22 protein-coding genes are annotated in these 25,403 nt (G+C 72.8%); 15 read left to right on the top strand and 7 right to left on the bottom strand.

Annotated features, from left to right (window positions below):
- Positions 1–96 precede the first annotated feature (96 nt).
- The 8 genes from ACFYON_RS17800 to ACFYON_RS17765 all read left to right on the top strand — a co-directional run bounded on the left by ACFYON_RS17800 (position 97) and on the right by ACFYON_RS17765 (position 13,412).
- A complete protein-coding gene (locus ACFYON_RS17800; RefSeq protein WP_354866364.1) occupies positions 97–1,890 on the top strand; it encodes an HSP90 family protein in 1,794 nt (597 codons plus the stop codon).
- Positions 1,883–4,726, top strand: coding sequence for a hypothetical protein (locus ACFYON_RS17795; protein WP_355014966.1), 2,844 nt, complete (start codon positions 1,883–1,885; stop codon positions 4,724–4,726). Before ACFYON_RS17800 ends, ACFYON_RS17795 begins: the two co-directional genes overlap by 8 nt.
- A gap of 67 nt (positions 4,727–4,793) precedes the next feature.
- Positions 4,794–5,408, top strand: a complete 615-nt coding sequence (locus tag ACFYON_RS17790) for a helix-turn-helix domain-containing protein (RefSeq protein WP_354866360.1) — start codon at positions 4,794–4,796, stop codon at positions 5,406–5,408.
- A gap of 77 nt (positions 5,409–5,485) precedes the next feature.
- Positions 5,486–6,850 carry a biotin carboxylase N-terminal domain-containing protein gene (locus ACFYON_RS17785; RefSeq protein WP_354866772.1) on the top strand — a complete coding sequence of 455 codons (1,365 nt, stop codon included), beginning with the start codon at positions 5,486–5,488 and terminating at the stop codon, positions 6,848–6,850.
- A 41-nt stretch (positions 6,851–6,891) separates the two neighbouring features.
- Positions 6,892–7,812: a hydroxymethylglutaryl-CoA lyase gene (locus ACFYON_RS17780; protein WP_387320930.1), complete on the top strand. Its 921-nt coding sequence runs from the start codon at positions 6,892–6,894 to the stop codon at positions 7,810–7,812.
- A gap of 216 nt (positions 7,813–8,028) precedes the next feature.
- A complete protein-coding gene (locus ACFYON_RS17775; protein WP_355014968.1) occupies positions 8,029–9,561 on the top strand; it encodes an acyl-CoA carboxylase subunit beta in 1,533 nt (510 codons plus the stop codon).
- A 66-nt stretch (positions 9,562–9,627) separates the two neighbouring features.
- On the top strand, positions 9,628–10,776 hold the full coding sequence (locus ACFYON_RS17770) for an acyl-CoA dehydrogenase family protein (RefSeq protein WP_354866354.1): 1,149 nt from the start codon (positions 9,628–9,630) through the stop codon (positions 10,774–10,776).
- Positions 10,777–10,877: 101 nt separating this feature from the next.
- Positions 10,878–13,412: an ATP-binding protein gene (locus ACFYON_RS17765; RefSeq protein ID WP_387189493.1), complete on the top strand. Its 2,535-nt coding sequence runs from the start codon at positions 10,878–10,880 to the stop codon at positions 13,410–13,412.
- A 247-nt stretch (positions 13,413–13,659) separates the two neighbouring features.
- On the opposite strand, the gene ACFYON_RS17760 is transcribed toward ACFYON_RS17765, so the two are convergent.
- The gene (locus ACFYON_RS17760) at positions 13,660–14,151 is read right to left on the bottom strand and encodes a MarR family transcriptional regulator (RefSeq protein WP_354866351.1); all 492 of its coding nucleotides are present in this window, start codon (positions 14,149–14,151) and stop codon (positions 13,660–13,662) included.
- Positions 14,152–14,252: 101 nt separating this feature from the next.
- Between ACFYON_RS17760 and ACFYON_RS17755 the strand changes: the two genes are divergently transcribed.
- Both ACFYON_RS17755 and ACFYON_RS17750 read left to right on the top strand, forming a co-directional pair.
- Complete coding sequence (locus ACFYON_RS17755; RefSeq protein ID WP_355095378.1) at positions 14,253–14,834, top strand: YceI family protein; 582 nt, start codon at positions 14,253–14,255, stop codon at positions 14,832–14,834.
- 255 nt (positions 14,835–15,089) lie between these two features.
- Positions 15,090–16,568, top strand: a complete 1,479-nt coding sequence (locus ACFYON_RS17750) for a glutamate--cysteine ligase (protein ID WP_354866347.1) — start codon at positions 15,090–15,092, stop codon at positions 16,566–16,568.
- A 40-nt stretch (positions 16,569–16,608) separates the two neighbouring features.
- On the opposite strand, the gene ACFYON_RS17745 is transcribed toward ACFYON_RS17750, so the two are convergent.
- Positions 16,609–18,030: a hypothetical protein gene (locus ACFYON_RS17745; RefSeq protein ID WP_387320928.1), complete on the bottom strand. Its 1,422-nt coding sequence runs from the start codon at positions 18,028–18,030 to the stop codon at positions 16,609–16,611.
- A gap of 104 nt (positions 18,031–18,134) precedes the next feature.
- Between ACFYON_RS17745 and ACFYON_RS17740 the strand changes: the two genes are divergently transcribed.
- On the top strand, positions 18,135–18,806 hold the full coding sequence (locus ACFYON_RS17740) for a PASTA domain-containing protein (protein ID WP_387320926.1): 672 nt from the start codon (positions 18,135–18,137) through the stop codon (positions 18,804–18,806).
- A gap of 98 nt (positions 18,807–18,904) precedes the next feature.
- Positions 18,905–19,693, top strand: coding sequence for a PASTA domain-containing protein (locus tag ACFYON_RS17735; protein WP_387320924.1), 789 nt, complete (start codon positions 18,905–18,907; stop codon positions 19,691–19,693).
- A 25-nt stretch (positions 19,694–19,718) separates the two neighbouring features.
- Here ACFYON_RS17735 and ACFYON_RS17730 read toward each other — a convergent pair whose 3' ends face one another.
- Both ACFYON_RS17730 and ACFYON_RS17725 read right to left on the bottom strand, forming a co-directional pair.
- Positions 19,719–20,186, bottom strand: a complete 468-nt coding sequence (locus ACFYON_RS17730) for a hypothetical protein (protein WP_354866770.1) — start codon at positions 20,184–20,186, stop codon at positions 19,719–19,721.
- A gap of 98 nt (positions 20,187–20,284) precedes the next feature.
- Positions 20,285–20,572: a hypothetical protein gene (locus ACFYON_RS17725; RefSeq protein WP_354866340.1), complete on the bottom strand. Its 288-nt coding sequence runs from the start codon at positions 20,570–20,572 to the stop codon at positions 20,285–20,287.
- 601 nt (positions 20,573–21,173) lie between these two features.
- On the opposite strand from ACFYON_RS17725, the gene ACFYON_RS17720 reads away from it, so the two are divergent.
- The 3 genes from ACFYON_RS17720 (at position 21,174) to ACFYON_RS17710 (ending at position 22,794) form a co-directional block, all read left to right on the top strand.
- Entirely contained in the window at positions 21,174–22,055 is an 882-nt protein-coding gene (locus ACFYON_RS17720) for a helix-turn-helix transcriptional regulator (RefSeq protein WP_354866338.1), read from the top strand.
- Positions 22,025–22,246: a DUF397 domain-containing protein gene (locus tag ACFYON_RS17715; RefSeq protein WP_099163142.1), complete on the top strand. Its 222-nt coding sequence runs from the start codon at positions 22,025–22,027 to the stop codon at positions 22,244–22,246. Before ACFYON_RS17720 ends, ACFYON_RS17715 begins: the two co-directional genes overlap by 31 nt.
- A gap of 149 nt (positions 22,247–22,395) precedes the next feature.
- On the top strand, positions 22,396–22,794 hold the full coding sequence (locus tag ACFYON_RS17710) for a hypothetical protein (protein ID WP_387257233.1): 399 nt from the start codon (positions 22,396–22,398) through the stop codon (positions 22,792–22,794).
- Here ACFYON_RS17710 and ACFYON_RS17705 read toward each other — a convergent pair.
- The 3 genes from ACFYON_RS17705 to ACFYON_RS17695 all read right to left on the bottom strand — a co-directional run bounded on the left by ACFYON_RS17705 (position 22,762) and on the right by ACFYON_RS17695 (position 25,365).
- Positions 22,762–23,364: a hypothetical protein gene (locus tag ACFYON_RS17705; protein WP_387257235.1), complete on the bottom strand. Its 603-nt coding sequence runs from the start codon at positions 23,362–23,364 to the stop codon at positions 22,762–22,764. The genes ACFYON_RS17710 and ACFYON_RS17705 overlap by 33 nt on opposite strands.
- An 88-nt stretch (positions 23,365–23,452) precedes the next feature.
- The gene (locus ACFYON_RS17700; RefSeq protein WP_387257237.1) at positions 23,453–24,259 is read right to left on the bottom strand and encodes a WecB/TagA/CpsF family glycosyltransferase; all 807 of its coding nucleotides are present in this window, start codon (positions 24,257–24,259) and stop codon (positions 23,453–23,455) included.
- The gene (locus tag ACFYON_RS17695; protein ID WP_387257239.1) at positions 24,256–25,365 is read right to left on the bottom strand and encodes an NAD-dependent epimerase/dehydratase family protein; all 1,110 of its coding nucleotides are present in this window, start codon (positions 25,363–25,365) and stop codon (positions 24,256–24,258) included. The genes ACFYON_RS17700 and ACFYON_RS17695 overlap by 4 nt, the downstream gene beginning before the upstream one ends.
- Between the last annotated feature and the right edge of the window lie 38 nt (positions 25,366–25,403).

The raw sequence follows: 25,403 nt of genomic DNA, 5'->3' as shown, positions 1-25,403 counted from the left end.
GCAAGATCGCGGGGAGTTGGGGCGAGGGTGAGACGGGACGGACACTGTCGGCGCTGACCGGTACGGTGAGCGCCGAAATCCGAACCGGGAGCGCGATTGGACCGCACCTTCCAGGTCGACCTCCGTGGCGTGGTCGACCTGCTCAGTCATCACCTCTACGGCAGTCCGCGGGTGTACGTGCGCGAGCTGCTCCAGAACGCCGTCGACGCGATCACCGCGCGCCGGTCCGCCGAGCCGAAAGCCCCGGCCCGGGTCCGCATCGAGCCGCCGGAGCTGACCGGCGACGGCACACTGCGCGTGCACGACACCGGCATCGGCCTCACCGAGGCGCAGGTGCACGAGCTGCTCGCCACCATCGGCCGCAGCTCCAAGCGCGACGAGCTGGGCTTCTCCCGGCACGAGTTCCTCGGCCAGTTCGGCATCGGCCTGCTCTCCTGCTTCCTGGTCGCGGACGAGATCCGGGTGGTCACCCGGCACGCCGACGAGCCCACTGTGCTCTGGACGGGCTGGTCCGACGGGCGGTACGCGGTGCGCCTCGCCGAACCGGAGCAGGCCCGGGACGAGCCCGGCACCACAGTCACGCTGGTGCCCCGGCGCGACGCCGACCAGTGGCTCGGCGTACCCACCGTCACCGAGCTGGCCCGTCTCTACGGCAGCCTGCTGCCGGTCGACATCCGGGTCGGTGACACGCCGACCACCGCCGGCCCGCCGCCCTGGCCGACGACGCCCGGAGCGCCGGTCGACCGCGTCGCCCTCCATCGGTACGCGCAGGAACTGCTCGGGGTCGTCCCGTTCGACGTGGTGCCGCTGTCGGTGCCGGAGGCCGGCCTGACCGGCGTGGCGTTCATCCTGCCCACAGCGGTGAACCCGGCCGCCCGGACCGGGCACCGGGTCTACCTGAAGCGGATGCTGCTCAGCGAGCACGCCGACGGGCTGCTGCCCGAGTGGGCCTTCTTCGCGCACTGCGTGATCGATGCCGGCGAGCTGCGTCCCACCGCCAGCCGCGAGGCGCTCTACGAGGACGCGCTGCTCACCTCCGTCCGGGAGGCGCTCGGCGACCAGATCCGGGGCTGGCTGGTCCGGCTGGCGAAGCACGACCCGCGCCGGCTCGGCGAGTTCCTCCAGGTGCACCACCTCGGGGTCAAGGCGCTGGCGATGCACGACGACGAGATGCTGCGGCTGGTCGACCAGTGGTGGCCGATGGACACCAACGTCGGCACGATGACGCTCGCCGAGTTCCGGCAGCGCCACGGCGTGCTCCGGTACGCCGCCAGCCTGGACGAGTTCCGCCAGCTCGCCGCAGTGGCCGCCGCGCAGGACCTGGCCCTGGTGAACGGCGGTTACACGTACGACACCGAGCTGATCGAGCGGCTGCCCACCGTGGATCGCTCGGTGCTGATCGAGCGGTTGGAGCCGAGCGACCTGACCACCCGGTTCGAGATCCTCGACTCGGCGACCGAGCTGGCCCTGCGGCCGTTCCGCACCGCCGCGCAGCGGGCCCTCGAACGGCTCGGCTGCGAGGTGGTGATCCGGGCGTACGACCCGGTCTCGCTCCCCGCGCTCTACCTGGTGTCCCGCTCGGCGGCGTTCCACGACCAGCTCGTCGCCAGCCGCGACAAGGCCGATGAGTTGTGGGGCGGGGTGCTCGACGCGCTCGCCGCCACGGCCCCGCCGGACCGCCCGCAACTGGTGCTCAACCACCGCAACCCGCTGGTGCGCCGGGTCACCACGCTCGCCGACCCGGAGCTGGTCGGGCTGGCCGTCGAGGCGCTCTACGGGCAGGCGCTGCTGCTCGGGCACCACCCGATCCGGGCGGCCGACGCCGCACTGCTGAACAGTTCCTTCCTCGGCCTCCTCGGCCGGGCCGTACCGGGAGAGACCCGTGACTGACGACGACCTCTGGCGCATGCACCACGAGATCGAATCCATGCCGTACGGCCCGGGGCAGATCGCCGCGCTGGAGCAGTTGCTGCGCCGCGCCGACGCGGGCGACGACCGGCACCTCGCCTTCGCCGCCCGGATCATGGGCACCACCGCGTACGTCTACGGCGGCGAACCGGCGAAGTCCTTCGTCACGTTCTCCTGGTGCCTGTCCGAGTACGACAAGGATCCGCAGCCCTACCACCAGCGCTACACGCACCAACTGCTGTGGTTCTTCAAGTACATGGTCAACGCCATGGTGAAGTTCCCGGAGCTGCCGCTGGACCGGACGTACGCGGTCCTCGACGACATGGAACGGCGCTACCGCGAGTCCGGGCACTCGCTCCAGGCGGTCTACAAGCACCGCTACCTGGTGGCCGCGCACCTGGGCGACGAGGAGGCGGCGGACGGGTGGTACCGCAAGTGGATGACCACGCCCCGCGACGCACTCTCCGACTGCGCCGGCTGCGACCCGACCACGCAGGTCACGCACCTGGTGCGGCTCGGTCGCCACGAGGAGGCGGTGGCGCTGGCCGAGCCGGTGCTCGCCGGCCGGCTGACCTGTAACGAGCAGCCACAGGGGATCCTCACCGCGCTGCTCACGCCCTACCGGGAGACCGGCCGGACCGACGCCGCGCGGGACGCGCACCGGGAGGCGTACCGGCGGGTGCGCGGACACCTCGCCGACCTGTGGGACATCGCCGACCACATCGAGTTCTGCACCGTCACCGGCAACGAGGCGCGCGCGTTGGAGCTGGTCGAGCGGCACCTGGACTGGCTGGACCGGGCGCCCACCCCGGCCGCCGCGATGCACTTCGCGGCCGCCGCCTCGGCGGCGCTGCGTCAGGTGCCGGCCGAGCTGACCGTGCACCGCCGCGCCTCCGGTGAGCGGCCGGCCGCGGACGTGCCGGCGGGCGCGCTCGCCGACGAGCTGGCCGGTACGGCGACGGCGCTGGCCGAGCGCTTCGACGCGCGCAACGGCACCACGCACCAGTCCGGGGTGATCGCCCGCAAGCTGGCGGCCGGGCCGGTCGGCGAGCACCTGCCGCTCTCCGCGAGCATGCGTCGCCCGGCGGTGCCCGCCCCGCGTACCGGCTCGGACGCTTCGGTGGCCGTCGCGCAGCCGGTCGCCGTGCCCGCCGACGCCGGTGCCGACGAGTTGCTGGGGCTGGCGGAGGACTACTGGCGCACCAACCGCCGGGACGGTCTGGGCGCCGCGTTGCACGCGTACGACAAGCGGTTCGGCGACGCCGACGTGCCCGCGAGCACCCGGGCCTGGCGGCTGGAGCTGCGGGCCGGTGAACTGTCCCAGGACGACGACGGCGTGCCGGCGGCGATCGCTGTCAACCAGGAGGCGCTCGCCGCATGGCGGGACGTGCCGGATCCGCTGCGCGAGCAGGTGGTGGCCGGGCGGCTCGGTGTGCTGCTCAGCATGGTCGACGAGAGCGCGGACGAAGGGCTGGCTCTGGCCCGGGAGTCGGCCGAATACCTGACCGCGAACGGCGAACCGCGCGACCGGGCCGCGGGCTGGGACCGGCTCGCCCTGGCCCACGTGCACCGCGGGCGGTGGGCGGAGGCGCTCGACGCGCTCGACCGGGCCGAGCCGGACGCCGACGCCGATCCGTGGCTGGCCGGCCGGGTCGCGCTGCACCGCACGCACGTGCTGGAACAGTTGGAGCGGGCCGAGGAGTTCCGGGACGCGGCGGCGCGGTCCCGCCGGCTGGCGGGCGAGCTGGGCGACACCGACATGCTCATCGGCGCCTGCCTGGCGTACGCCCGAGCCGCCGACGATCCGGCCGACGCGGTGGCCGCGTGTGACGAGGCGCTGTCGGTCGCCCCGCCCGGCGTCCACCTGCCGCTGCGGGTGACCCGGGGCCGGGCGCTGATGGCCGCCGACCGGGCCGGCGAGGCGGTGGAGGATCTGGCCGAGGCGGTCACCCTCTGCGTCGAGCAGGGGCTCGACGGCGACGCGCTGCTGCGCTGGGAGCTGGCCGAGGCGTACCGGGTGGCCGGGCGGCTCACCGAGGCCGCCGAGGTGGCCGAGGAGGCGGTGCTCGGGCTCGACCGGGCCGGCGCGCAGGCCGAGGCGGACCGGTGCCGGCACCTGCTGGCCGGCATCTACGCGGGGCTGGGCGAGACGGACCTGGCGCTCACCGCGCTCGACAAGCTGGCCGAGAACCTGGACGGGCCGGACAACCTCCCCCATCGGGCGCAGGTGCTCGAAGAATCAGGTGGCCTGCTCTACGACGCCGACCGGGACGCCCTGGCCGCGCAGCGGTTCGCCGCGGCGGCGACCGCCTGGCGGCTGGCCGGCTATCAGGTGGACGAGCTGCGGTCCCGGCGGCGGGAACTGCTAGCCCTGCACTGGTCCGGCGATCTGCCGGCCGCGGTGGCCGCGATCGACCGGGTGGACGAGGCGGCGGCCGCGCTCCCGGGCGGGGCCGACGAGCCGCCGGTGCTCACGTACGAGCGGGCAATGGCCGCCGACGCGGTGGCCCGGGTGCTGATCGGCGAGGACCGGATCACCGCCGCCCTGGACCGGGTGGACGGCGTGCCGGAGCGCCTGCGGTCGATCGAGGCGTTCGGCGAGGCGGCGCAGGTCGAGGTGCTGACCGGTGAGCTGCTGCTGCGCGACGGCCGGCCGGAGCAGGCCGAAGGACTGCTGCGCCCGGTCCTCGCCGGGCTGCCCGCCGGTTCCCGCCCGGCCACGCAGGCCGCCTGGCTGCTGGCCCGGGCGCTCGACGAGCAGGGCCGGGAGGCCGAGGCGGCGAAGGTCCGCGCCGAACACGGCATCGAGGAGGACTGAGACGGCGAGCCGGGGCAACAGTCCACCGCGGCTGCCCCGGCTCGTACGCGAGGTCTAGGCTGGGCCGGTGGCGGTGGAACAGCAGGCACGGGGGGCGGCGGGTGCGGCCCGGCGGCGGTCCCGGCGGGACGAGATCCTGGAGATCGCGGTCGGCCTCTTCGCGGCGCGCGGCTACCACGGTGTGTCGATGGACGACATCGGCGCGGCGGCCGGGGTCACCGGGCCGGCGCTCTACCACCACTTCGCCGGCAAGGAGGCGATGCTCGCCGCCGCGCTGATCCCGGTGAGCGAGGGGTTGCTCGCGGGCGGGCGGGAACGGGCCGCCGCCCATCCGGGCGATCCGCGTGCCGCGTTGGAGTCGTTGATCGATTTCCATGTCGACTTCGCGCTGGCCCATCCGGCGGTGATCGCGTTGCACCTGCACGAGCTGGACCGCCTCCCGGACGAGCCGCGCCGCCGGATCCGCCGGCTCCAGCGGATGTACGTCGAGGAATGGGTCACCGTGCTGACCGCGCTGCACCCCGGCCTGCCCGACGGCGCGGCCCGGGTGCTCGCCCACGCGGCGTTCGGCCTGATGAACTCGACCCCGTTCCTCGGCGGGGAGGTGGACCGCCGGCGCCGTGCCGAACTGCTGCGCGGCGCGACCCTCGCGGCCCTGCTCGCGCCCACCGATCCGGCCTGACACGCCGCGCGCACCTTAACGCGTGTTAAGAAGAGACCCCGGCTTTGCGTCGAGAAGGGGTCATGTCCGTGCAGAAGATGATCGAATCGTTGTTGGTCGCGAATCGGGGGGAGATCGCGCGGCGGATCATTCGTACCGGCAGGCGGCTCGGGATCCGGACGATCGCTGTCCACTCGGAGGCCGACGCCGGCCTGCCGTTCGTGACCGAGGCCGACGAGGCGGTCTGTGTCGGCCCGGCCAACCCGGCGCAGAGCTACCGCAACGTGGAGGCGATCCTCGACGCCGCCCGTAGCACCGGCGCGCAGGCGATCCACCCCGGCTACGGCTTCCTGTCCGAGAACGCGGACTTCGCCCGTACCGTCGAAGGGGCCGGCCTGATCTGGGTCGGGCCCGGCGCGGACGCGATCAGCGCGATGGGCGACAAGATCAATGCCCGGAACCTGATGGCGGCGGCCGGTGTCCCGGTCGCGCCCGGCACCACCGAACCGGCGACCGACCTGGCCGCGGCGGTGGCCGCCGCGGAGATCGGCTACCCGGTGATGGTCAAGGCCGCCGCTGGTGGCGGCGGCATGGGCATGGGCGTGGCGGCCGACGAGACGGCGCTGCGCACCGAGTACGACAAGGTCCGCGCGTTCGCCGAGCGGATGTTCGGCGACGGGTCGGTGCTCATCGAGCGGTACTTCCCCCGGGTGCGCCACGTCGAGGTGCAGATCCTCGGCCTGGCCGACGGCCGGGTGGTGGCGCTCGGCGAGCGGGAGTGCTCGGTGCAGCGGCGTAACCAGAAGCTGGTCGAGGAGTCGCCGTCCCCGGCGGTCTCGCCGGAGCTGCGCGAGCGGTTCCTGGCCGCGGCGGTACGGGCGGGCGAGGCGGTGGGTTACCGCAACGCGGGGACCGTCGAGTGTTTGCTGGTCCCGCGTGAGCGGGATTTCAAGGGCGACAGCTCCCTCGTCGAAGAGTTCTTCTTCCTGGAGATGAACACGCGGCTGCAGGTCGAGCACCCGGTCACCGAGTACGTCTACGGCGTCGACCTGGTCGAGGAGCAGCTGCGGGTGGCGTCCGGCCTGGCGCCGACGTTCGACCCGGACGCGCTCACCCCGCGCGGTCACGCCATCGAGCTGCGGATCAACGCCGAGGACCCGAAGCGTTTCCTGCCCGGCCCGGGCACGATCTCCACCTGGAACGAGCCGACCGGCGCCGGTGTGCGTGTCGACTCCGGCTACGTCGCCGGCAACACCGTCACGCCGTTCTACGACAGCCTGATGGCCAAGCTGATCGTCAGCGGCGCGACCCGCGAGGAGGCGGTCGAGCGGGCGCGGGCGGCGGTCGCCCAGTTCGAGATCGCCGGCCCGAAGTGCAACCTGCCGTTCTTCGCCGAGCTGCTGGAGAACCAGGAGTTCCTCTCCGGCGACTACGACACCGGCATCGTCTCCCGGATGCGCTGACGCCACCCGGTGTCACGCTTGAACCAAGTGAGGTGAACCTGATGGCGCAACGTCCGGAATCCGTGAGCATCCGTGAGGTCGGTCCCCGCGACGGCCTCCAGAACGAGGAGCCCATCCCCACCGACGCCAAGGTGCGGCTGCTCGACGCGCTGTCCCGTACCGGGGTCCGGCGCATCGAGGCCGTCTCCTTCGTCCACCCGAAGGCGATCCCGCAGATGGCCGACGCCGACGAGGTGTGGCAGCGGGCGGAGAAGGTCGACGGGGTGCGCTACTCCGCGCTGGTGCCGAACACCCGGGGCGCGCAGCGGGCGCTGGCGGCCGGCTTCACCGAGATCGAGGTGGTGGTCTCGGCCAGCGACACGCACAACCGCCGCAACGTCAACCGTTCCACGGACGAGTCGCTCGACGACATCGCCGAGCTGATCGACCTGCTGCACGGCGCGGGCGCCACCGCCGAGGTGATCGTGGCGACCAGCTTCGGCTGCCCCTACGAGGGTGACGTCGACGCCCGCCGGGTCGCCGCGATCGTCGATCGCGTCGCCCGCGACGGCGCGGACCGCGTCGCCTTCGGCGACACCACCGGCATGGGTACGCCGCGGCGGGTCCGCGAACTGGTCACGGCGGTCCGGGACCGTAACGCCCACCTGCCGGTGCTGCTGCACTTCCACAACACCCGGGGCACCGCCCTGGCGAACATGCTCACCGCTATGGAGCTGGGCGTCACCGAGTTCGACGCCAGCGTCGGCGGTCTGGGCGGCTGCCCGTACGCCCCGGGCGCCAGCGGCAACCTGGCCACCGAGGAGGCGGTGCACATGCTGCACGACATGGGCATCGACACCGGCATCGACCTGGATGCCCTGATCGAGGCCGCCGAACTGGCGGAAACCCTGGTGGGCAAGAAGCTCCCGTCCGGAGTCCTCCGAGCCGGCCCTCGCACCCGCCTGACTCCCCTTCCGACCTGACCCTCCCCGCCGCCCTCGCCCCTCCCCACCCCGTTGATCAAGAAGTTTGTGTCCTCGTTCGGGTGCCCGGAGGACACGAACTCCTTGACCACGGGAGTGGATGAGTGGGTGGAGTGGGCGGGGGCCAGCGGGTCGCCGGGAGGGGCGGCGTTGGGGTAGCCTAACGATCGTTCAGGTCGGTGGCGCCCTGCGCGGGCGGTGGCAACGGGAGTCGGCGTGACGCTCGATGGTGAGGCTCTGGAGCAGCTACGCAAGCGCGCCCGCGCCGGCGGCGCGGACAAGTACCACGCGGCCAACGCCGCGAAGGGCAAGCTGTTCGCCCGTGAGCGCGTGGCCTACCTGGTCGACGAGGGCTCCTTCGTCGAGGACGGGCTCTACGCCAACGCCATGGCCGACGGGCTGCCCGCCGACGGCGTGGTCACCGGCACCGCCACCATCGACGGGCGCCCGGTCTGCCTGATGGCCAACGACTCCACGGTCAAGGCCGGAAGCTGGGGCGCGCGTACCGTCGAGAAGATCATCCGGATCATCGAGCGGGCGTACGCGACCGGCGTCCCGATGGTCTACCTGGTCGACTCGGCCGGCGCCCGGATCACCGACCAGGTCGACCTGTTCCCGGGGCGGCGCGGCGCCGGCAAGATCTTCTGGAACCAGGTCCGCGCCTCCGGCTCGATCCCGCAGGTCTGCGCGCTGTTCGGCCCGAGCGCGGCGGGTGGGGCGTACATCCCGGCGTTCTGCGACGTGGTGGCCATGGTGGACGGCAACGCCAGCATGTACCTCGGCTCCGACCGGATGGTCGAGATGGTCACCGGCGAGAAGACCACGCTGGAGGCGATGGGCGGCGCGAAGGTGCACTGCGCCGAGTCCGGCGTGGGTCACTTCCTCTGCAAGACCGAGAACGACGCGCTCGACGTGGTGCGGACTTACCTGTCGTACCTGCCGTCGAACTGGAAGCAGGACCCGCCGGCCGCCGAGGCGGTGGCCGCGCCGGAGAAGGCCGACCTGGCCGCGCTGGTCCCGGCCAGCGAGCGGCAGGCGTTCGACATGCGCCGGTACGTCAAAGGGCTGCTCGACGAGGGCAGCTTCTTCGAGATCCAGGCGCTCTGGGCCAAGGAGTTGACCATCGGGTTCGGCCGGCTGAACGGCGAGGTCGTCGGTGTGATCGGCAACAACTCGATGTTCAAGGGCGGCGTGCTCTTCGTCGACTCGGCCGACAAGGCGACCCGGTTCGTGCAGCTCTGCGACGCGTTCAACGTGCCGCTGCTGTTCCTCAGCGACGTGCCCGGGTTCATGGTCGGCAGCGCGGTGGAGAAGCAGGGCATCATCCGCCACGGCGCGAAGATGATCACGGCGATCTCCGAGGCGACCGTACCCAAGATCTGTGTGGTGGTCCGCAAGGCGTACGGCGCGGGTCTGTACGCGATGGCCGGCCCCGGCTTCGAGTCGGACGCCACGATCGCGCTGCCCACCGCGAAGATCGCGGTGATGGGCGCGGAGGCCGCCGTCAACGCGGTCTACGCCAACAAGATCGCCGCCATCGAGGACGAGGCCGAGCGGGCCGCGTTCGTGGCCGCGAAGCGCGAGGAGTACGAGCGCGACATCGACGTGGTCCGCCTCGCCAGTGAGCTGGTGGTGGACGCGATCGTCGAGCCGCACGAGCTGCGCGTCGAGCTGGTACGCCGGTTCGCCGCCGCGCGCGGCAAGGAGCGGCACTTCTCCCGGCGCCGGCACGGCGTCACCCCGGTCTGACCGACCCACGCACCGGCGTCACGAGCGCCCGGCCCGTCCGCACCGCCGTCCCACCAGGAGGATCAGATGGACTTCCGGCTCAGCGACGAACAGGAGGCGCTGCGCTCCAGCGTGCGGGAGTTCGCCCGCGACGTGGTCGCGCCCACCATCGCCGAGCACTACGAGCGGCACACCTTCCCGTACGAGATCGTCCGTCAGATGGGGAAGATGGGCCTGTTCGGTCTGCCCTTCGCGGAGGAGCACGGCGGCATGGGCGGCGACTACTTCGCGCTGTGTCTCGCGCTGGAGGAGCTGGCCCGGGTGGATTCCAGCGTGGCGATCACGCTGGAGGCGGCGGTGTCGCTCGGCGCGATGCCGATCTACCGGTTCGGCACCGAGGAGCAGAAGGAGCGGTGGCTGCCGAAGCTGCTCAGCGGTGAGGCGCTGGCCGCGTTCGGGCTCACCGAGCCGGGCACCGGGTCGGACGCGGGCGGCACCCGGACGCGCGCGGTCCTGGACGGGGACGAGTGGGTGATCAACGGCTCGAAGGCCTTCATCACCAACTCCGGTACCGACATCACCGCGCTGGTCACTGTCACCGCCGTCACCGGTACGCGGCCGGACGGCGGCAAGGAGCTGTCCACGATCATCGTGCCGTCCGGCACGCCCGGCTTCACCGTCGCGCCCGGCTACTCGAAGGTCGGCTGGACCGCGTCGGACACGCACGAGCTGACGTTCGACGACTGCCGGGTGCCGGCGGCCAACCTGCTCGGCGAGCGCGGCCGGGGCTTCGCCCAGTTCCTGCGTATCCTGGACGAGGGACGGATCGCCATCGCGGCGCTCGCCGTCGGCCTGGCCCAGGGCTGCGTCGACGAGTCGATCAAGTACGCGAAGGAGCGCCAGGCGTTCGGTCAGCCGATCGGCAACTACCAGGCCATCCAGTTCAAGATCGCGGACATGGAGATGAAGGCCCACACCGCCCGGCTGGCCTACTACGACGCGGCGGCCCGGATGCTCGCCGGTGAGCCGTTCAAACGTCAGGCGGCCATCGCCAAGCTGCACGCCAGCACCGTCGCGGTGGACAACGCCCGCGAGGCGACGCAGATCCACGGCGGGTACGGCTTCATGAACGAGTACCCGGTCGCCCGCTTCTGGCGTGACTCCAAGATCCTGGAGATCGGTGAGGGCACCAGCGAGGTGCAGCGCATGATCATCGCGCGCGATCTCGGTATGTGACATTCACCCGCGTCCTCGTCCTGTCGGATAACGGCGGTGGACGGTCGGGTGGTTGACGATGGGCTGTGGAGCGTCGGACTCCATCCGTACTCTTCGTGGCCATGACTCCGGATCATGACCGTGCGCGGGGCCCGGGCGGTCGCGCCGGTCTGTCCGAACTGTTACGCGGGCACCGGCTCGCCGTCGGCCTGACCCAGGCCGAGCTGGCGGACCGGGCCGGCGTGGGCGTACGGACGGTCCGCGACCTGGAACGGGGACGCGCCACCCGGCCCCAGCGCACCACCGTCGACCTGCTGGCCGACGCGCTCGGTCTGACCGCTGAGCGGCGGCGGGAGTTCGTGGACTCCGCCCGGCCCGCGGCACTCCGCCCGCCCGCCACGGGTGCCACCGACGATCCGCCGGTCGCGCTGCCCCAGCCCGTACCGCTGCTGGGCCGCGAGCGGGACGTGGCGGAGGTGTCCGGCCTGCTCGACGCGTACCCCGTGGTGAGCCTGGTGGGGCTCGCCGGGGTGGGCAAGACCGCGCTGGCCGTCTCGGTCGCGCACGTGGTGGCGGCCCGGCATCCGGCGGGCGTGGCCGGGGTGCTCGTGGGCGAGGGCTCGGACACCGCCGACGTGCTCGCCGCGTCGACCTCGATGTTCGGCGTGAACCGGCTGGCCGACCTCGCCTGCCGGATCGGCGACCGGCGGGCGTTGCTGGTCGTCGACGCCGTGGACCGGGCGCCGGACGCGGTGGCTGGGGCACTGCGTGCGCTGACCGCCGCCGCGCCGACGCTGCGGGTGCTGGTGACCGGCCGCCGCCCGGCCGGCCTGCCCGGCGAGCTGGTCCGGCCGGTCGCGCCGCTCGACGTGCCACCGGCCGGCGTCGAACCCGCGTACGCCGCCGACCTGGACCGCTGGCCGGCGGCGGCGCTGTTCGCCGCCCGGCTCGCCCAGGTCCGCCCGGAACCACCCACAGCGGCCGAGCTGCCGGCGCTCGCCGCGCTCGTGCGCCGGCTCGGCGGACTGCCGCTGGCCATCGAGCTGATGGCGGCACGGGGACGCATCCTCGACGTCGTCGAACTGCTCGACCGCTACGGCGACCGCGTCCTGGACCTGACCGGCGTACGCCCGGGCTGGGAGCCCGCCGACCCGTCCGCCGGCAGGGTGACGCTGCGCGACGCGGTGGCGACCAGCTATCACTCGCTCGCGTCCGCCGACCGGACGGCGCTGCGGTGGCTGTCCGCGTTCCGTAACCGCTGGTCGGTCGAGCTGGCCGAGGAACTGCTCGCCGACGGCGGCCGGCGGTGGGACGCCGCGCCGATGCTGGACCGGCTGCGCGAGCTGGGCCTGCTGAGCGTCCGCGGCACCGGCCGGTTCCGGTTCCGCCTGCTGGACGCCGTGCGTGACTTCGCCGCCGAGCAGGCCGACGTCGAGGGCGAGACCCACCGCGTCCGGTCGCGCCACGCCTCGGTGATCGCCGGTCTGGTCAACCGCACCGCGCCAGGGCTGGTGGGCCCGCGGATGGCCGGCGCGGTGCACGTGCTCGACGAGGTGACGAGCGACATCACCGCCGCGCTGGCGTACGCCGCCGAGCACGCGCCGGAGACGGCTCTCCTTCTCGCCGCCTCACTGCCGCGATGGTGGCGGCTGCGTGGGCGGGACGTCTCCGGCCGGCACCGGCTGCGCGGGCTGCTCGCCGATCCGCGTACCGCAGGCGCCCGGCCCACGCTGCGGGCCTGGGCCATGATCGGCGCGGCCCGGCTGGCCGTCGAGCACGGCGCGGGCGCGGAGGAACTGCCCGCGGCCCGGGCTGCCCTGGTCATCTTCACCGAGGCGGGCGACGTGACCGGCGAGCTGTCCGCCCGGTCCGTGCTCTGCGCGCTCCTGCCCGGGCTCGGCGCGCACGACGAGGCCCGCGCGCAGGCCGAGGCCGCGCTGGCGGCGGCCACCCGGCAGCACCGGGTACGCGAGATGGCCGTGGCCCAGTCGCACCTCACCTGGCACGACGTACGCGAAGCGAAGCTGGCCGGTGCCCGGCGGCGGCTGGCCACCGTGGACCGGCTGGCGGCGCAGTGCGGTGACCAGCGCCTGCGTGTGCTGGCGCGGGCCGATCAGGCCGAGCTGACCCGCCTGGAGGGCCGGTACGCGGAGGCGGTCGAGCAGGGGCGCCGGGTGGCGTCCGCGCTCACGGAGCTGGGCGATCCCGGGCGGCGGCGCCGGACGATCGGCGCGGTCGGGCTGGCCCTTGCCCACGCCGGGCGCGTGGACGAGGCGCTGGCCACCGTGGCCGAGCTGTGGCCGTCGGGGGCGGTGCCGGACCGTCGTCGGCCACCGGCGGTGGAGATGCTCGACGCGCCAGGCTCGGCCGGGGACGCCCGCACCGGGGACGCGCTGCGCGGTTTGATCGAGGGGCATGTGGCGTTGCGCCGGGGGGATCGGGATCTGGCGGCGGAGTGGTTCGCCGCGGCGGCTGACGCGGCCGAGGGCGTCGCCGACCGGCGGGATCTGGTCGAGGCGCTCGTGGGGCTGGCGGTCAGCACCGCCGACCCTGGTGTGCTGGACCGGTTGGACGCGGCGCGGCGGGTCACCGGCGTCAGCCTGCTGCCGCAGGAGGAGGAGTTGCTGTTCTCCCTGATGGGTCGTCGGGCGCGATGAGCGCTGTCAGCGTTGCGACGGCCCGGGCGCGGGGCGGTGGAGGGCGCGGGGGTGGCACGAGCGAAGTAGCCCCCTGGTGCTGCCCCTCGCTCAACGCTCGCGCCAGCACCCCCCGGTGCCCCCCGCGCTCGGGAAGACTATCGAGGTCGGACGATCGATTCGCGATTACTTATGCTGGTTTGTCTGACCGCTTGGCCGATTCTGCCGGTCATTCTGCCGGTGACCGGCGGGTAGCCGTCGCAGGCCGTCAGGCGACGTCCTCGGCCAGGTCGGTGCTGCCGGCGGTAGCGCCCGGATGGACCGCGTCGCGTACCCGGCGCAGCCCGTCCAGCAGCCCGGCGAGCTGCGCCGGATCGAGCTGGCTGGTGAACCACTGCTCGATGATCCGCAGATGGCCGGGAAGCACGGCGTCCAGCCGGCCAAGTCCCGCGGCGGTCACCACCGCGAAGGAACTGCGCCGGTCGGACGGGCAGGCACGCCGGCGGATCAGCCCGTCCCGTTCCATTCGGTCCACCACGCGGGTGACACCGCTGGTGGAGAGCGAGGTCTGTGCGGCCAGGTCGGTCATCCGCAACTGGTTGTTGGGTGAGCGGGCGAGTCGGGTCAGCACCTCGAACTCGACCGGAGAGAGGCCGTGCTCCTCGAATTGGGCGGCGAACCGGGCGGCGAGCCCGGCGTGCGCCTCGACGAGCAGGCCGACGGCAGTGATCCGGGGGTCGTCGAACACGTTCTGGTCCACGCCACCATCCTAGCAACACTTGACACGGGGAATATTGTCTAAACTATAGTTGCTTAGTCAGTCGTTGGGCACCTAAACATTCTTCTCCGGAGGAGAGCATCATGACCAGCAGCACCGAGGCGACTACCCGCGACTGGGAGGGTCTCACCATCCCCACCCCCGGCACCTACGTGCTGGACGCCGCGCACAAGCGCGTCGGCTTCGTCGCGCGGCACATGATGGTCAGCAAGGTACGCGGTGAGTTCGCGGACGCCACCGCCACCATCACCGTCGCCGACGACCCGATGCAGTCCTCGGTCACCGCCAGCATCCAGGCGGCCAGCATCAACACCGCCCAGGCGGATCGTGACGCGCACCTGCGCAGCCCGGAGTTCCTCGACGCCGAGCAGTTCCCGACGCTGGAGTTCCGCAGCACCGCTGTGAAGTCCCGCGAGGGCAACGAGTTCGTGCTCGCCGGCGAGCTGGCCATCAAGGGCGTGACCCGCCAGGTCGAGCTGGAGGTGGAGTTCGAGGGCGTGGGCCGCAGCCCGTTCGGGCAGGACATCTTCGGCTTCTCCGCCTCCACCGAGATCGACCGGGAGGACTTCGGCCTGACCTGGAACGTGGCGCTGGAGACCGGCGGCGTCCTGGTCGGCCGCAAGATCAAGATCGAGATCGAGGGCGAGGCCATCCGCCAGGGCTGAGCCCGGCACCGGCCCGTGGGGCCCGCACCGTCCGCCGACGGTGCGGGCCCTTCTTGTGTACGCCCCGGCGGTGCGAATCGTCATGTGACGTTCTCCGCACGGATGTGCTGGTGACGGTGGTGACGGGGTACAGGTGCAGACCTGTCGCCCGCCCAGCAGGACGACGGCACGGGCGCACTTACGCCCATCACGCGAATGGTTCACAATGCGTTGCGGAACGGGTACGGTTCCGTCGCACCGGCGCCGGGAGGACACATGGGCAGAGACGTCGAGCAGGGCGCCTTCTCCCGCGAGGATCGGGTCCGCTACCGGCAGAAGGTGCGGCGGTGCCTGGACGTCTTCGCGCTGATGCTCGACGACTTCGGCTTCGACGCCGACCGCCCGATGACCGGGCTGGAGATCGAGCTGAACCTGATCGACGCCGCCGCTGAACCGGCCATGCGCAACGACCAGATCCTGGCCGACATCGCCGACCCGCTCTTCCAGACCGAGCTGGGACAGTTCAACCTCGAACTGAACGCCTCGCCCCGGCTGATCGAGGGCGGCGGCTTCGCCGACTACGAGCAGGACCTGCGCAGCAGCCTCAGCCGCGCCGACGAGCGGGCCGCCAAGTCCGACGCGACGATCATGATGGTCGGCATCCTCCCCACGCTCACCGAGCGCCACCTGGTCGCCGACAACCTCTCCACGAACGAGCGGTACCGCGTCCTCAACGACCAGATCGTCGGGGCCCGGGGCGAGGACATCGAGCTGGACATCAACGGTGTGGAGCGGCTGCGTACGCACACCGACTCGATCGCGCCGGAGGCCGCCTGCACCAGCCTCCAGTTCCATCTCCAGGTCGCGCCGGACAGCTTCGCCGACTACTGGAACGCGTCCCAGGCCATCGCCGGCGTGCAGGTCGCCGTCGGCGCCAACTCGCCGTTCCTCTACGGCCGGCAGCTCTGGGCGGAAACCCGGATCGCGCTGTTCCAGCAGGCCACCGACACTCGCCCGGACGAGCTGAAGGCTCAGGGCGTACGCCCCCGGGTGTGGTTCGGCGAACGCTGGATCACCTCGATCTTCGACCTGTTCGAGGAGAACGTCCGCTACTTCCCCCCGCTGCTGCCCATCTGCGAGGAGGAGGACCCGGTCGAGGTGCTGCACGCCGGTGGCGTGCCACAGCTCGGCGAGCTGCGACTGCACAACGGCACCGTCTACCGCTGGAACCGTCCGGTGTACGACATCATGAACGACCGCCCGCACCTGCGGGTGGAGAACCGGGTGCTGCCCGCCGGACCGACAGTGGTCGACATGCTCGCCAACGCGGCGTTCTACTTCGGGCTGGCCCGCGGCCTCGCCGAGTCCGATCGTCCGATCTGGAGCCAGCTGACGTTCAGCTCGGCGGAGGAGAACTTCCACGCCGCCGCCCGGCGCGGCATCGAGGCGGTCCTGCACTGGCCCCGGCTCGGCGACGTGCCGGTCACCAAGCTCGTCCTGGACACGCTGCTCCCGGTGGCCGAGCAAGGGCTGGACCGGTTCGGCGTCGCGCCCGCCGAGCGGGACCGCCTGCTCGGTGTGATCGAGGGCCGCTGCCGTACCGGCCGTAACGGCGCGGTCTGGCAGACCGAGACGGTGTGGACGGCCGAGCGGCACCGGGGCCTGGATCGGGAGGCCGCGCTGCACCACATGGTCAAGCGGTACGCCGAACTCCAGCGCGGCAACGAGCCCGTCCACACCTGGCCGGTCGACTGACCCTGTCACCCCGCCCCGCCCGCCCCGCGCGGGTGTCGCTTCAGCGGCCTCGACGGCGGGTGCTCCCGGTGGCCGGCGGATCGGTCTGGCCTGACGGCGTGGTCGGGGACGGCGTGGTCGGGGAGGAGGAGTCGTCCTGGGGCGCTGCGGCCGTACTCTGCGGGTCCGGCCCCTCGGCGCTCGGACCGGCCGGCACGACCTCCGCGGATGCCTCGGGCTGCCGCTGCGCGGGCACGGCCCGGCTGCGACGGCCGGTGGTGGACCGGGTGGCATGTCCACGATTCGCCTCTGGCCGGCCGGGTGCCGTGCCCGGTGCGTCCTCCACTGCCGCATCCACGAGATCCGACGCCGACCGGCCCGACGCCGACGTGCCGGACAGGGCGGACGCCGACGTGCTCGACCGGCCCGACGCTGCCGCGCCGGCCACGGTCGACGCTGCCGCGTTCGACTGCGACGTGTCGGACGTCGACGCGTCCGACGGGGGCGTGCCCGGCTCGGCCGGGTCCGCGGCGACCGGCTCGGCCTCCGCGCCGATCGGATCCGGCTCACCGGTGCGCCGGCGGGGCGCAGCCGTCCGCTCGGCGCTACGGCGATCGCCGCGCTGGGCCAGCGCGGCCATCACCATCGAGCCGCCGACGCCCGCGATCACCGCGTACGGGGCGATCAGATGGGCCGACAACTGCTCCGCGGCGATCCCGGCCAGACGCGGTACGGCAAGCAGGTACGCCAGCGCGACGAGCAGCGGTCCGGCCGCCCCGGAGGCCGCCGCGCCGACCCGGATCTCCGGTGCGCGAGCGGCTCGCCGCGCCGCCACCAGGCCGATCACCAGAGCGGAGAGCACCGACAGCAGCGCGCCGGGCCAGTAGAAGTAGTCGCGGATCCAGAACGCGCCACGGTCCGCGCTGATCTGCCAGATGCCGAGCTGGGCGGTGGTCAGGCCACGGCCGGCCACCACACCGTCCACCACCGACACCACGGCGAGCAGCCAGAGCCAGCCGGTGGTGGCGATCAGGTTGGTGGCGGCGGCACGGGTGTGCAGCGCCCAGACGGCCAGCAGCACGCCGAGCACCAGCCCGGCACCCGCGTACGCGGCGGCGACGGCCTGCGGCGAGGAGACGTCCGGCACCCGGGCCGCCCGCGCCGGAACCGCCACCAGCAGTACGGTGACGAGCGCGCCGACACCCGCGGCGAGCGCCAGCCCGAGCCGGGGCGGCGCGGCCTGCGGCTCCTCGTCGTGACCGCGCAGGCGCTGGGCGCAGACCGCACCGACGACGACCGAGGTCGCCGCGATCCAGGTCGCCCAGGCGAGGCTCGCCACCCAGGCCGCCTCGTCCCGTACCGCGCCGGCCGGCGACCAGTCGATGATGCCCAGCCCGTACCCGAACCCGAGTTGCGCGGCGCCCGCGCCGGCGGCGACGCCGAGCGCGGCGGCTGTCGATCCTCCCCAGCCCCGTCTGACCATGCCGGGGAGCGTAACGTCCCGAGGTCGGCGCGGCGAGTCGTAGCGACGGGCCGTGACCGCTTGGCGGCAAGGGATACGGTCGTCGATGATCGGGGCGAGGGAGCATGACGGACGAGCAGCAACCGGCAGACGAGGGCACCCGCCCGGGGCGGGCCAGGCTGCTCGTCAGCGGCGGCCTGGCCGTGGTCCTGCTGGCGGTGATCGGCGCCGGCGTCGGCTGGATCCTGGCCGGCGAGCCGGAGCGCCGGGCCGCGCCCGCCGGCACTCCACCGGTCGGCGCCACGCCCACGTCGGCCTCCCCGTCCACAGCGCCGTCGACCGCCACCGCCTCGCCCACCGGCACGCGCACGAGCGCCCCGGCCGGGCTCACGGTGCCCGAGGTGGTGGGCGCCGACTTCGAGCAGGCCCGCCGGGACCTGCGCGAGCGCCGGCTCGGCTGGCGACTGGTGTTCGGTACGGGCACCGGACGCACCGTGGAGCGCGCCTCACCGCCGCCCGGCACCCCCGTGAAACGCGGCATAACCGTCACCGTGTGGGTCTCCGGCCCGGCGCCGGCCGTCACCGTGCCCGCCGTGGACACGCTGTCCTGCTCCGACGCGGCAGACGATCTGGTGGACGCCGGGCTCTATCCCCGGTACGCCACCGGCCGCCAGGGCCCGGTAACGGCCCAGGATCCGGTGGCGCGCAGCACTGCCCGGTGGAACGACCAGGTCACGTTGACCTGCGGTAATGCGGTGTCGACGCCGCCGGCGGCGTCGCCGTCGCCGACTCCCTGACGAGCGCGGGCGCGCTGATCCCGGCCGAGCGGGCCGGGGCCCGCTACGGTGGACGATCGAGGGCCGTGCGCCCCGTCCCGGTGGGGAAAGGACGTGCCATGAGCGACGACCGTCAGGAATCTCCCGCCGGTGACGCGGACGCGACCCGGGCGCTGCCCCGGAACGCAGGTGGGGAGGACGCCGACGCGACCCGCGCCATGCCGCGGAACGCGGGCGACGCCACCCGTCCATTGCCCGGCGGCCCGGTCGGACAGGGCGGGCCACCGGTGCCGGGCCGTCCGCTCGACGCCACCACCCCGCAGGAACCGGTGGGTGCCTGGTCCGGCCGGGCCGGGGTGCCGCCACCACGGCCGGCGGGCTATCCCGAGCCCGGAAGCGAGTGGTACGGCGAGGAGCAGGCCGGGCGCCGCTGGTGGATGCCGATTCTGCTCGGCATCCTGGCGCTGCTTCTGCTCGCGTTGATCGGGGTGGGGGTGTGGCTGGCGCTGCGTGCCGCCGACCGGGACTCCGATCCGGGCCCGCCGGTGCCGAGCATCTCGGCGCAGACGAGCGCCGCCCCGACGACCGCCGCACCGACCAGTGCCGCGCCGAGCAGTTCACCGCCGAGCATGCCGGCCACCACCGCGCCGGTCGAGGTGCCGATGCCGCCGCTCGTGGGGCTGCCGGAGGCCGCTGCCCGCGCGGCGCTCGATCGGCTGGACGTGGACTACCGGGTGCAGCGGCGGGCGTCGGACCGCCCGGCCGGTACGGTGATCGCCACCGATCCGGAGGCCGGCTACCCGGTGGGTGAGGACGACCGGGTCACCATCGTGGTGGCCGTACCCGCTCCGCCGACGAGCGGTCCGAGCACGCCGGGCTCCGCTCCGGCGACGACCACGACGCCCTGAGGTTCACGGCGCCGAGCATCCGAGGTCACCACTGGCGCCTGCGAGTGCCGACCAGGCCCAGCCCGGCCAGCGAGATGGCGAGCCCGAGCAGCCCGGAGTAGAACAGTGACCGGCTGAGGTCGTCGGTGCCGGCGGCCGGCCGCTCGGCCAGCGTGCCCTCGCCGCCCCCGGTGCCCGCCGGCGGGTCGTCCTCGTCCTGTGAGGTGTCGGTGGCGGCCCAGCCGTCCTGGTCGTCGGCCGTGTCGGACGCCGCCGGGCCGGAACCGGCCGCATCGGATCGAGCCGCATCGGACTCGGTCCGGCCGTCCTCACCGGCCACGGTGATCTCCGGGGCCGGCACCGGCTCGGCGAGCTGCTGGGTGGCGGAGAAGGCGGGGTGGCGTACCGCGAGCGCGAGCGCTGTCGCGGTGACGAGGAAGAGGAAGAGACCGAGGGCATAGCCGACACGGAAGCGGTGGTGCCGCCGCGCGGCGGGCAGATTGACCATGACCATCCCAGGTTCGGGGTCCATGGCGCGCGGGGTGGAACGTGCCGGGGTGGGCGTACCGATTCTATGGCGACGGCACGCCCACCCGACCGGGAATCGGCAGGTCAGCCGATCCGGACCGGAGTCCGGACCACCGGGCGGCGGGCCGTCCGCACGGTGTGCTGCCGCGGAGCCGGCGCGGCCTGGAGCTGCCGCAACCCCTCCTGGAGTACGAAGATCGACCGCCGGCTGACCGCGTCCCCCGCCGCGTTCAACTCGTAGCCTTCGAGCCAGAGCCAACCGTCGTAGGTCGGCCAGTCGAGCACCCGGATGACCCGGAACATGATCGGTCTGAGGAACTGGACACTCGCCGCGCGAGTCACGTGCAGTACGTCACCGGAGCGGGGAAGCACATGGGCTCCTGGGAGGGTCGGCCGGCCGGGACCGGCGAGGCGGATCGGGTCGGTGCGGTCCGGTGACGGGGGTTGCCTCGTGGACCGACGGTCTGTGGGTCGGTGGTGGTCGGGCAGTACCCGCGGTGGCGGACCGCCACCCGACCATCACCCGGCTGCTCCCGGTTACCGCTCCCGCCGCCGCAGCCAAGCTGGCGTGCAGCGACGGGGTCTTCATTCCGGGACAGGTCGCACGGCGCGGGACGGCTCCCCTCCGGCCGTCCCGCGGACCGTGGTGCCACCACGCCCGGAGATCAAGCGAAGACGGTGAGTAACCCGTGCCATACGGACAGCCTGCATCAGGGACGTGCGACATGCAAGTTGCACGTCGACTTTTGCCGATAGGTGAGTCGGACACGCAATCGGCGATACTTGAAGCGTCAGGCACCAGAACGGCACACTGGACGCCGGTTTCGCCCGTCGCGGCCGGTCGACGACTGGCACCACCCTGCCGCGAACGTTCGCCCGCCGCCCCGGTCGCGCCCGCGGTGGGTTCCGAATCGGGGCGCGACCGACCGGAGGTAGCTGTGAATCGTGGTCCCGCCAGCCGATGGATGGCGCCGTGACCGAACGGCGCAGCCCTACCATCCGGCGACGCCGGCTGGGTGCGGAACTTCGCCGGCAGCGCGAGGCGGCGGGCATCACCATAGAGGTGGTCGCCGAGCAGCTGGAGTGCTCCGCGTCCAAGATCTCCCGGATCGAGACCGGCCACACCACAGCCACCCCGCGCGACGTGCGCGACATGCTCCGCATCTACGGGATCGTCGGCGCGGAGAGCGACGAGCTGGTGCAGATCGCCCGGGAGGCCCGGCAGAAGGGCTGGTGGCATCCGTACAGCACGGTGCTCGTCGGCGCCTACGTCGGCCTGGAGGCGGCGGCCGGCTCGATCCGCACCTACGAGCAGCAGGTGGTGCCGGGGCTGCTGGAGACCGAGGAGTACGCCGGCGCGATGATCCGCGCGGCCCGTCCGGACATCACCGACGATCAGGTCGACCAACGGGTGCGTGTCCGTCTGGGCCGTCAGTCGTTGTTGACGCAGGATGATCCGGTCGATCTGTGGGTGGTGCTCGATGAGGCGGTGCTGAGTCGGCCGGTTGGCGGCGACGCGGTGATGCGTGGTCAGCTCAAGCGGTTGGTGGAGGTGGCCGAACTGCCGAACGTGACGGTGCAGGTCCTGCCCTTCGCGGTGGGAGCGCACGCCGGCATGGACGGGACCTTCACCATTCTCAGCTTCCCCGAGCCGAGTGATCCCGATGTCGTGTACGCGGAGAACGCCACGGGTGGGCTCTTCCTGGAGAAGAGCGACGAACTTCAGAAGTACAGCTTCATCTTCGATCACATTCGAGCAGCGGCCATGCGCCCGGAGGAGTCCGTCGCATACATCGCGAGACTGGCAGAGGAGCCACTGTGGAAATGGCGACCAAGGAGTTCCCCGTGGACCTGACGCAGGCGACGTGGTTCAAGAGCTCGAAGAGCGGGCCGAACTGCGACAACTGCGTCGAGGTCGCGTACGTGACCGGGGCGGTCGGAGTGCGGGACTCAAAGGACAAGGCCGGCCCGGCCCTGGTCTTCGCTCCGGGTGACTGGCACGCCTTCGTCGCCCGCGCGCGAGGCGGCGCGTTCGGCCGGAGCTGACCGGCAACGAAGTGTGGTCCCGCCCGGCAGCGCCGCCGGGCGGGACCATTCGCGTTCCCGGGCCCGTGCGGTGGCGGGCACCCGTCGCCAGTTCCGATCCGCCTCGTTGAACCGCACGGATCGGCAACCGAACGAGGCAGGCGAGACGGATGACGACGATCGGTTCAGAGAACCTCACCAGCGGCCCGGGCAAGCCCGAGCGGTTCGGTGGCAAGTACCGGGGGGCCCGCCGGGACACCGTCCTCACCGAGGTGGTCTCCGGCGACGGTGAGGACGCGCGCGAGGGCAGCGTCCCCGAGCCGGCCGCGGCGCCGCTGTCCCTGCCGTCGCTGGACCCGAACCCGCTCACCGAGCCGTCCTTCCCGCCGAGCGGCTGGCCGGTCGAGCAGCAGGAGTCCCTGGTGGACCATCCACTGCTGCGCGGCCTGCTGATGGAGCTGCCCCCGAAGGGCAGCGTGCCCCCGCCCGGCTGGCTGGACCGCTGGTTCGAGGCGACCCGCGCGATCCTGGAACTGCTATACGTGCAGGGCACGAGCCGGTCGCGCTGACACCGCCTCGGCCGCCGGCATCGCCCGCTCGGCGAGCCGGTTGTGCCGCAGCGCGTGGCGTACCCCGATCGCGCACGCACCGAGCACCCCGACGGTGGTCACCGGCCCGGCGACGCCCGGCGCGGCGAACAGGTCGACCCCGACCGACGGCAGCACCGCCACCAGCACCGCGATCGCCGTCACCTGGAGAGGCAGCGCGATCAGCGGGTGCGCGGCCGCCGCGCGCAGTCCGTGCGGGGCGGGCGTGCCCGGTGCCGCCGCGAACGCGCCCGCGCCGGACCGCAGCCGCCGGACCCGCCGTACCGTGCAGACCGCCACCACGGCCGCCGGAAGCGCCGCGACACCGAGCGCGGCGGCGGCGCGGTCCACAGTGGTGCCGTCGGCGCGTTGCAGGCCCGCGGCGAGGACCGCCGCGGTGAGTGCGAGGCCGGTCAGCACCAGGGCGGACAACCATCCGGTACGCCGGCGCAGCGCCCGGGCGCGGTCGAGCCCGGGCAGGCCCTCCGCGACCAGTCCGGCGGCGAGCCAGACGGCGGCGACGGGAAGCAGTACGGCGAGACGGTCATCCATGCCCCCTAGCCTTGCCCGGTTCGGCGTTCGACGAATCCGGGACGGCACCCGGGTTCGTCCCGTACCCGGGCCCGTAGGGGTCGAGGGCTCAGACGTCGAACGTGGCAGGACGCCCGGTGGCCGGCGCCGGCGGAGTGGCCTTCCACAGCCCGGTCTTCTGGGCGGCGAGCCGGGCCAGGTAGGCCGGGTTGAGGATGACGTACCGGCGCCACAGGCGCTTGGGCTCCAGACCGAGCCGCCAGAACCACTCCAGTCCGGCGCGCTGCATCCACGGTGGCGGGTTGCGCAGCAGGCCGGCGTGATAGTCGAAGGCCGCGCCGACAGCCATCAGCGGCATGTCCAGCAGCGGGCGCATGGCGTACGCGAAGATCTCCTGGCGCGGGCAGCCCAGCCCGACCAGGACGAGGCGGGCGCCGCTGGCCCGGATCCGGTCGGCGATCTCGGCGTCCTCGCCCGGTGCGACGGCCCGGAACTTGGACGGCTCCACCCCGGCGATCTTCAGCGCGGGGAACTTGCGCTCCAACGCCGGGACCAGCCGGGACAGGGTCTCCTCGGTGGAGCCGTAGAGGTAGACCGGCAGCCCTTCCTCGGCGAACCGGGCGAGCACCCGCAGGGTCAGCTCCGGGCCGTAGACGCGGTCGGTGAGCCCGGCGCCGTGCAGCAGGTTGAGCGCCCAGCGCACCGGCTGCCCGTCGGGGGTGACCACGTCGAAGGAGTTGAGCCGGGCGTTGTGCGCCGGGTCGAGCACGCCTGTCATCACGCCGTGCACGGCCAGCGCGGTGAGCGCCAGCGGGCGGCGCTCGTGCGCGGCCGCCACCACGGCCTCGGTGGCCCGGGCGTAGTCGGTCGCGTCGACGCCCACGCCGAGCACGTTGCGCTTGGTCCCGGTGGTCATGCCTTCGGTACCCACTTGTCGGCGTTCGCCTCGTAGATCTCGCGGAGGATCATCGGCACGTCGTACGTGATCTTCCAGGACGGGTAGTGCTCCTCGAACCGGGCCATGCTGCTGACGTACCACTGGTGGTCGCCGGTGCGGGCCTGCTCGACGTAGTTGATCCGGGCCTCGCGGCCGGTGATCTCCTGGGCGACCCGGAACGCCTCGATGTGCGAGGTGTTCGAGTGCCGGCCGCCGCCGAGGTTGTAGACCTGGGCGGAGCGCGGTTCGCGGAAGAACGCCTCGAACGCGGTCAGCACGTCGTGCGAGTGGATCGCGTCCCGGACCATCTTCCCCTTGTAGCCGAAGAGGTTGTACGTCCGGCCCTCCATCACGCACCGCATCAGGTACGCCAGGAAGCCGTGCAGCTCGGCGGCGGAGTGCGCCGGGCCGGTCAGCGTGCCGCCCCGGAAGCAGGCGGTCCTCATGTCGAAGTAGCGGCCGTACTCCTGCACCATCACGTCCGCGGCGACCTTCGAGGCGCCGAAGATCGAGTGCAGCGACTCGTCGATCGACATGTCCTCGGTGATGCCGCCGTACCAGCGGTGGTCCTCGGGCAGCTCGTAGCGGGTCTCCAGCTCGATCAGCGGGAGCGAGTTCGGCCGGTCGCCGTACACCTTGTTCGTGGAACAGTGGATGAACGGCGCGTCGATCGCGTGCCGCCGGGTGTTCTCCAGCACGTTGAGCGTGCCACCGGCGTTCACGTCGAAGTCGGTGAACGGCTCCTTGGCGGCCCAGTCGTGGCTCGGCTGGGCAGCGCTGTGGATCACCACGGCGATGTCCTTGCCGTACCGCTTGAAGACCTGCTCCAGCCCGTCGCGGTCGCGGATGTCGACGGCGTGGTGGGTGTACGCGGAGCCCAGGTCGGCGGCGAGCCGGTCGAGGCTCCAGGCGGTCGAGCCGTCCTCACCGAAGAAGTACCGCCGCATGTCGTTGTCGATGCCGACCACGTCGAGACCGAGTCCGGCGAAGTGCCGGGCCGCCTCGGAGCCGATCAGACCGCCGGAACCGGTCACCAACGCGACAGTCACACGCCACTCCTGGTCCATGGGAGGCAGGGAAACCATCGGAGCATAGCGTGACGTCCGGAACGCCCCGATACGAA

The organism is Micromonospora sp. NPDC005686, from assembly GCF_042871665.1.
Classification (GTDB): domain Bacteria; phylum Actinomycetota; class Actinomycetes; order Mycobacteriales; family Micromonosporaceae; genus Micromonospora.
Note: the sequence above shows the minus strand (reverse complement) of the source record. Positions and strands in the feature narration are given on the sequence as shown.

What these genes read in the sequence shown, in the direction of transcription:
- ACFYON_RS17785 (WP_354866772.1), top strand. Translation starts at nt 5,486, where the DNA reads ATGATCGAATCGTTGTTGGTCGCGAATCGGGGGGAGATCGCGCGGCGG.
- ACFYON_RS17780 (WP_387320930.1), top strand. Translation starts at nt 6,892, where the DNA reads ATGGCGCAACGTCCGGAATCCGTGAGCATCCGTGAGGTCGGTCCCCGC.
- ACFYON_RS17770 (WP_354866354.1), top strand. Translation starts at nt 9,628, where the DNA reads ATGGACTTCCGGCTCAGCGACGAACAGGAGGCGCTGCGCTCCAGCGTG.
- ACFYON_RS17765 (WP_387189493.1), top strand. Translation starts at nt 10,878, where the DNA reads ATGACTCCGGATCATGACCGTGCGCGGGGCCCGGGCGGTCGCGCCGGT.
- ACFYON_RS17755 (WP_355095378.1), top strand. Translation starts at nt 14,253, where the DNA reads ATGACCAGCAGCACCGAGGCGACTACCCGCGACTGGGAGGGTCTCACC.
- ACFYON_RS17750 (WP_354866347.1), top strand. Translation starts at nt 15,090, where the DNA reads ATGGGCAGAGACGTCGAGCAGGGCGCCTTCTCCCGCGAGGATCGGGTC.
- ACFYON_RS17745 (WP_387320928.1), bottom strand. Translation starts at nt 18,030, where the DNA reads ATGGTCAGACGGGGCTGGGGAGGATCGACAGCCGCCGCGCTCGGCGTC.
- ACFYON_RS17740 (WP_387320926.1), top strand. Translation starts at nt 18,135, where the DNA reads ATGACGGACGAGCAGCAACCGGCAGACGAGGGCACCCGCCCGGGGCGG.
- ACFYON_RS17735 (WP_387320924.1), top strand. Translation starts at nt 18,905, where the DNA reads ATGAGCGACGACCGTCAGGAATCTCCCGCCGGTGACGCGGACGCGACC.
- ACFYON_RS17730 (WP_354866770.1), bottom strand. Translation starts at nt 20,186, where the DNA reads ATGGTCATGGTCAATCTGCCCGCCGCGCGGCGGCACCACCGCTTCCGT.
- ACFYON_RS17715 (WP_099163142.1), top strand. Translation starts at nt 22,025, where the DNA reads ATGGCGACCAAGGAGTTCCCCGTGGACCTGACGCAGGCGACGTGGTTC.
- ACFYON_RS17710 (WP_387257233.1), top strand. Translation starts at nt 22,396, where the DNA reads ATGACGACGATCGGTTCAGAGAACCTCACCAGCGGCCCGGGCAAGCCC.
- ACFYON_RS17705 (WP_387257235.1), bottom strand. Translation starts at nt 23,364, where the DNA reads ATGGATGACCGTCTCGCCGTACTGCTTCCCGTCGCCGCCGTCTGGCTC.
- ACFYON_RS17700 (WP_387257237.1), bottom strand. Translation starts at nt 24,259, where the DNA reads ATGACCACCGGGACCAAGCGCAACGTGCTCGGCGTGGGCGTCGACGCG.
- ACFYON_RS17695 (WP_387257239.1), bottom strand. Translation starts at nt 25,365, where the DNA reads ATGGTTTCCCTGCCTCCCATGGACCAGGAGTGGCGTGTGACTGTCGCG.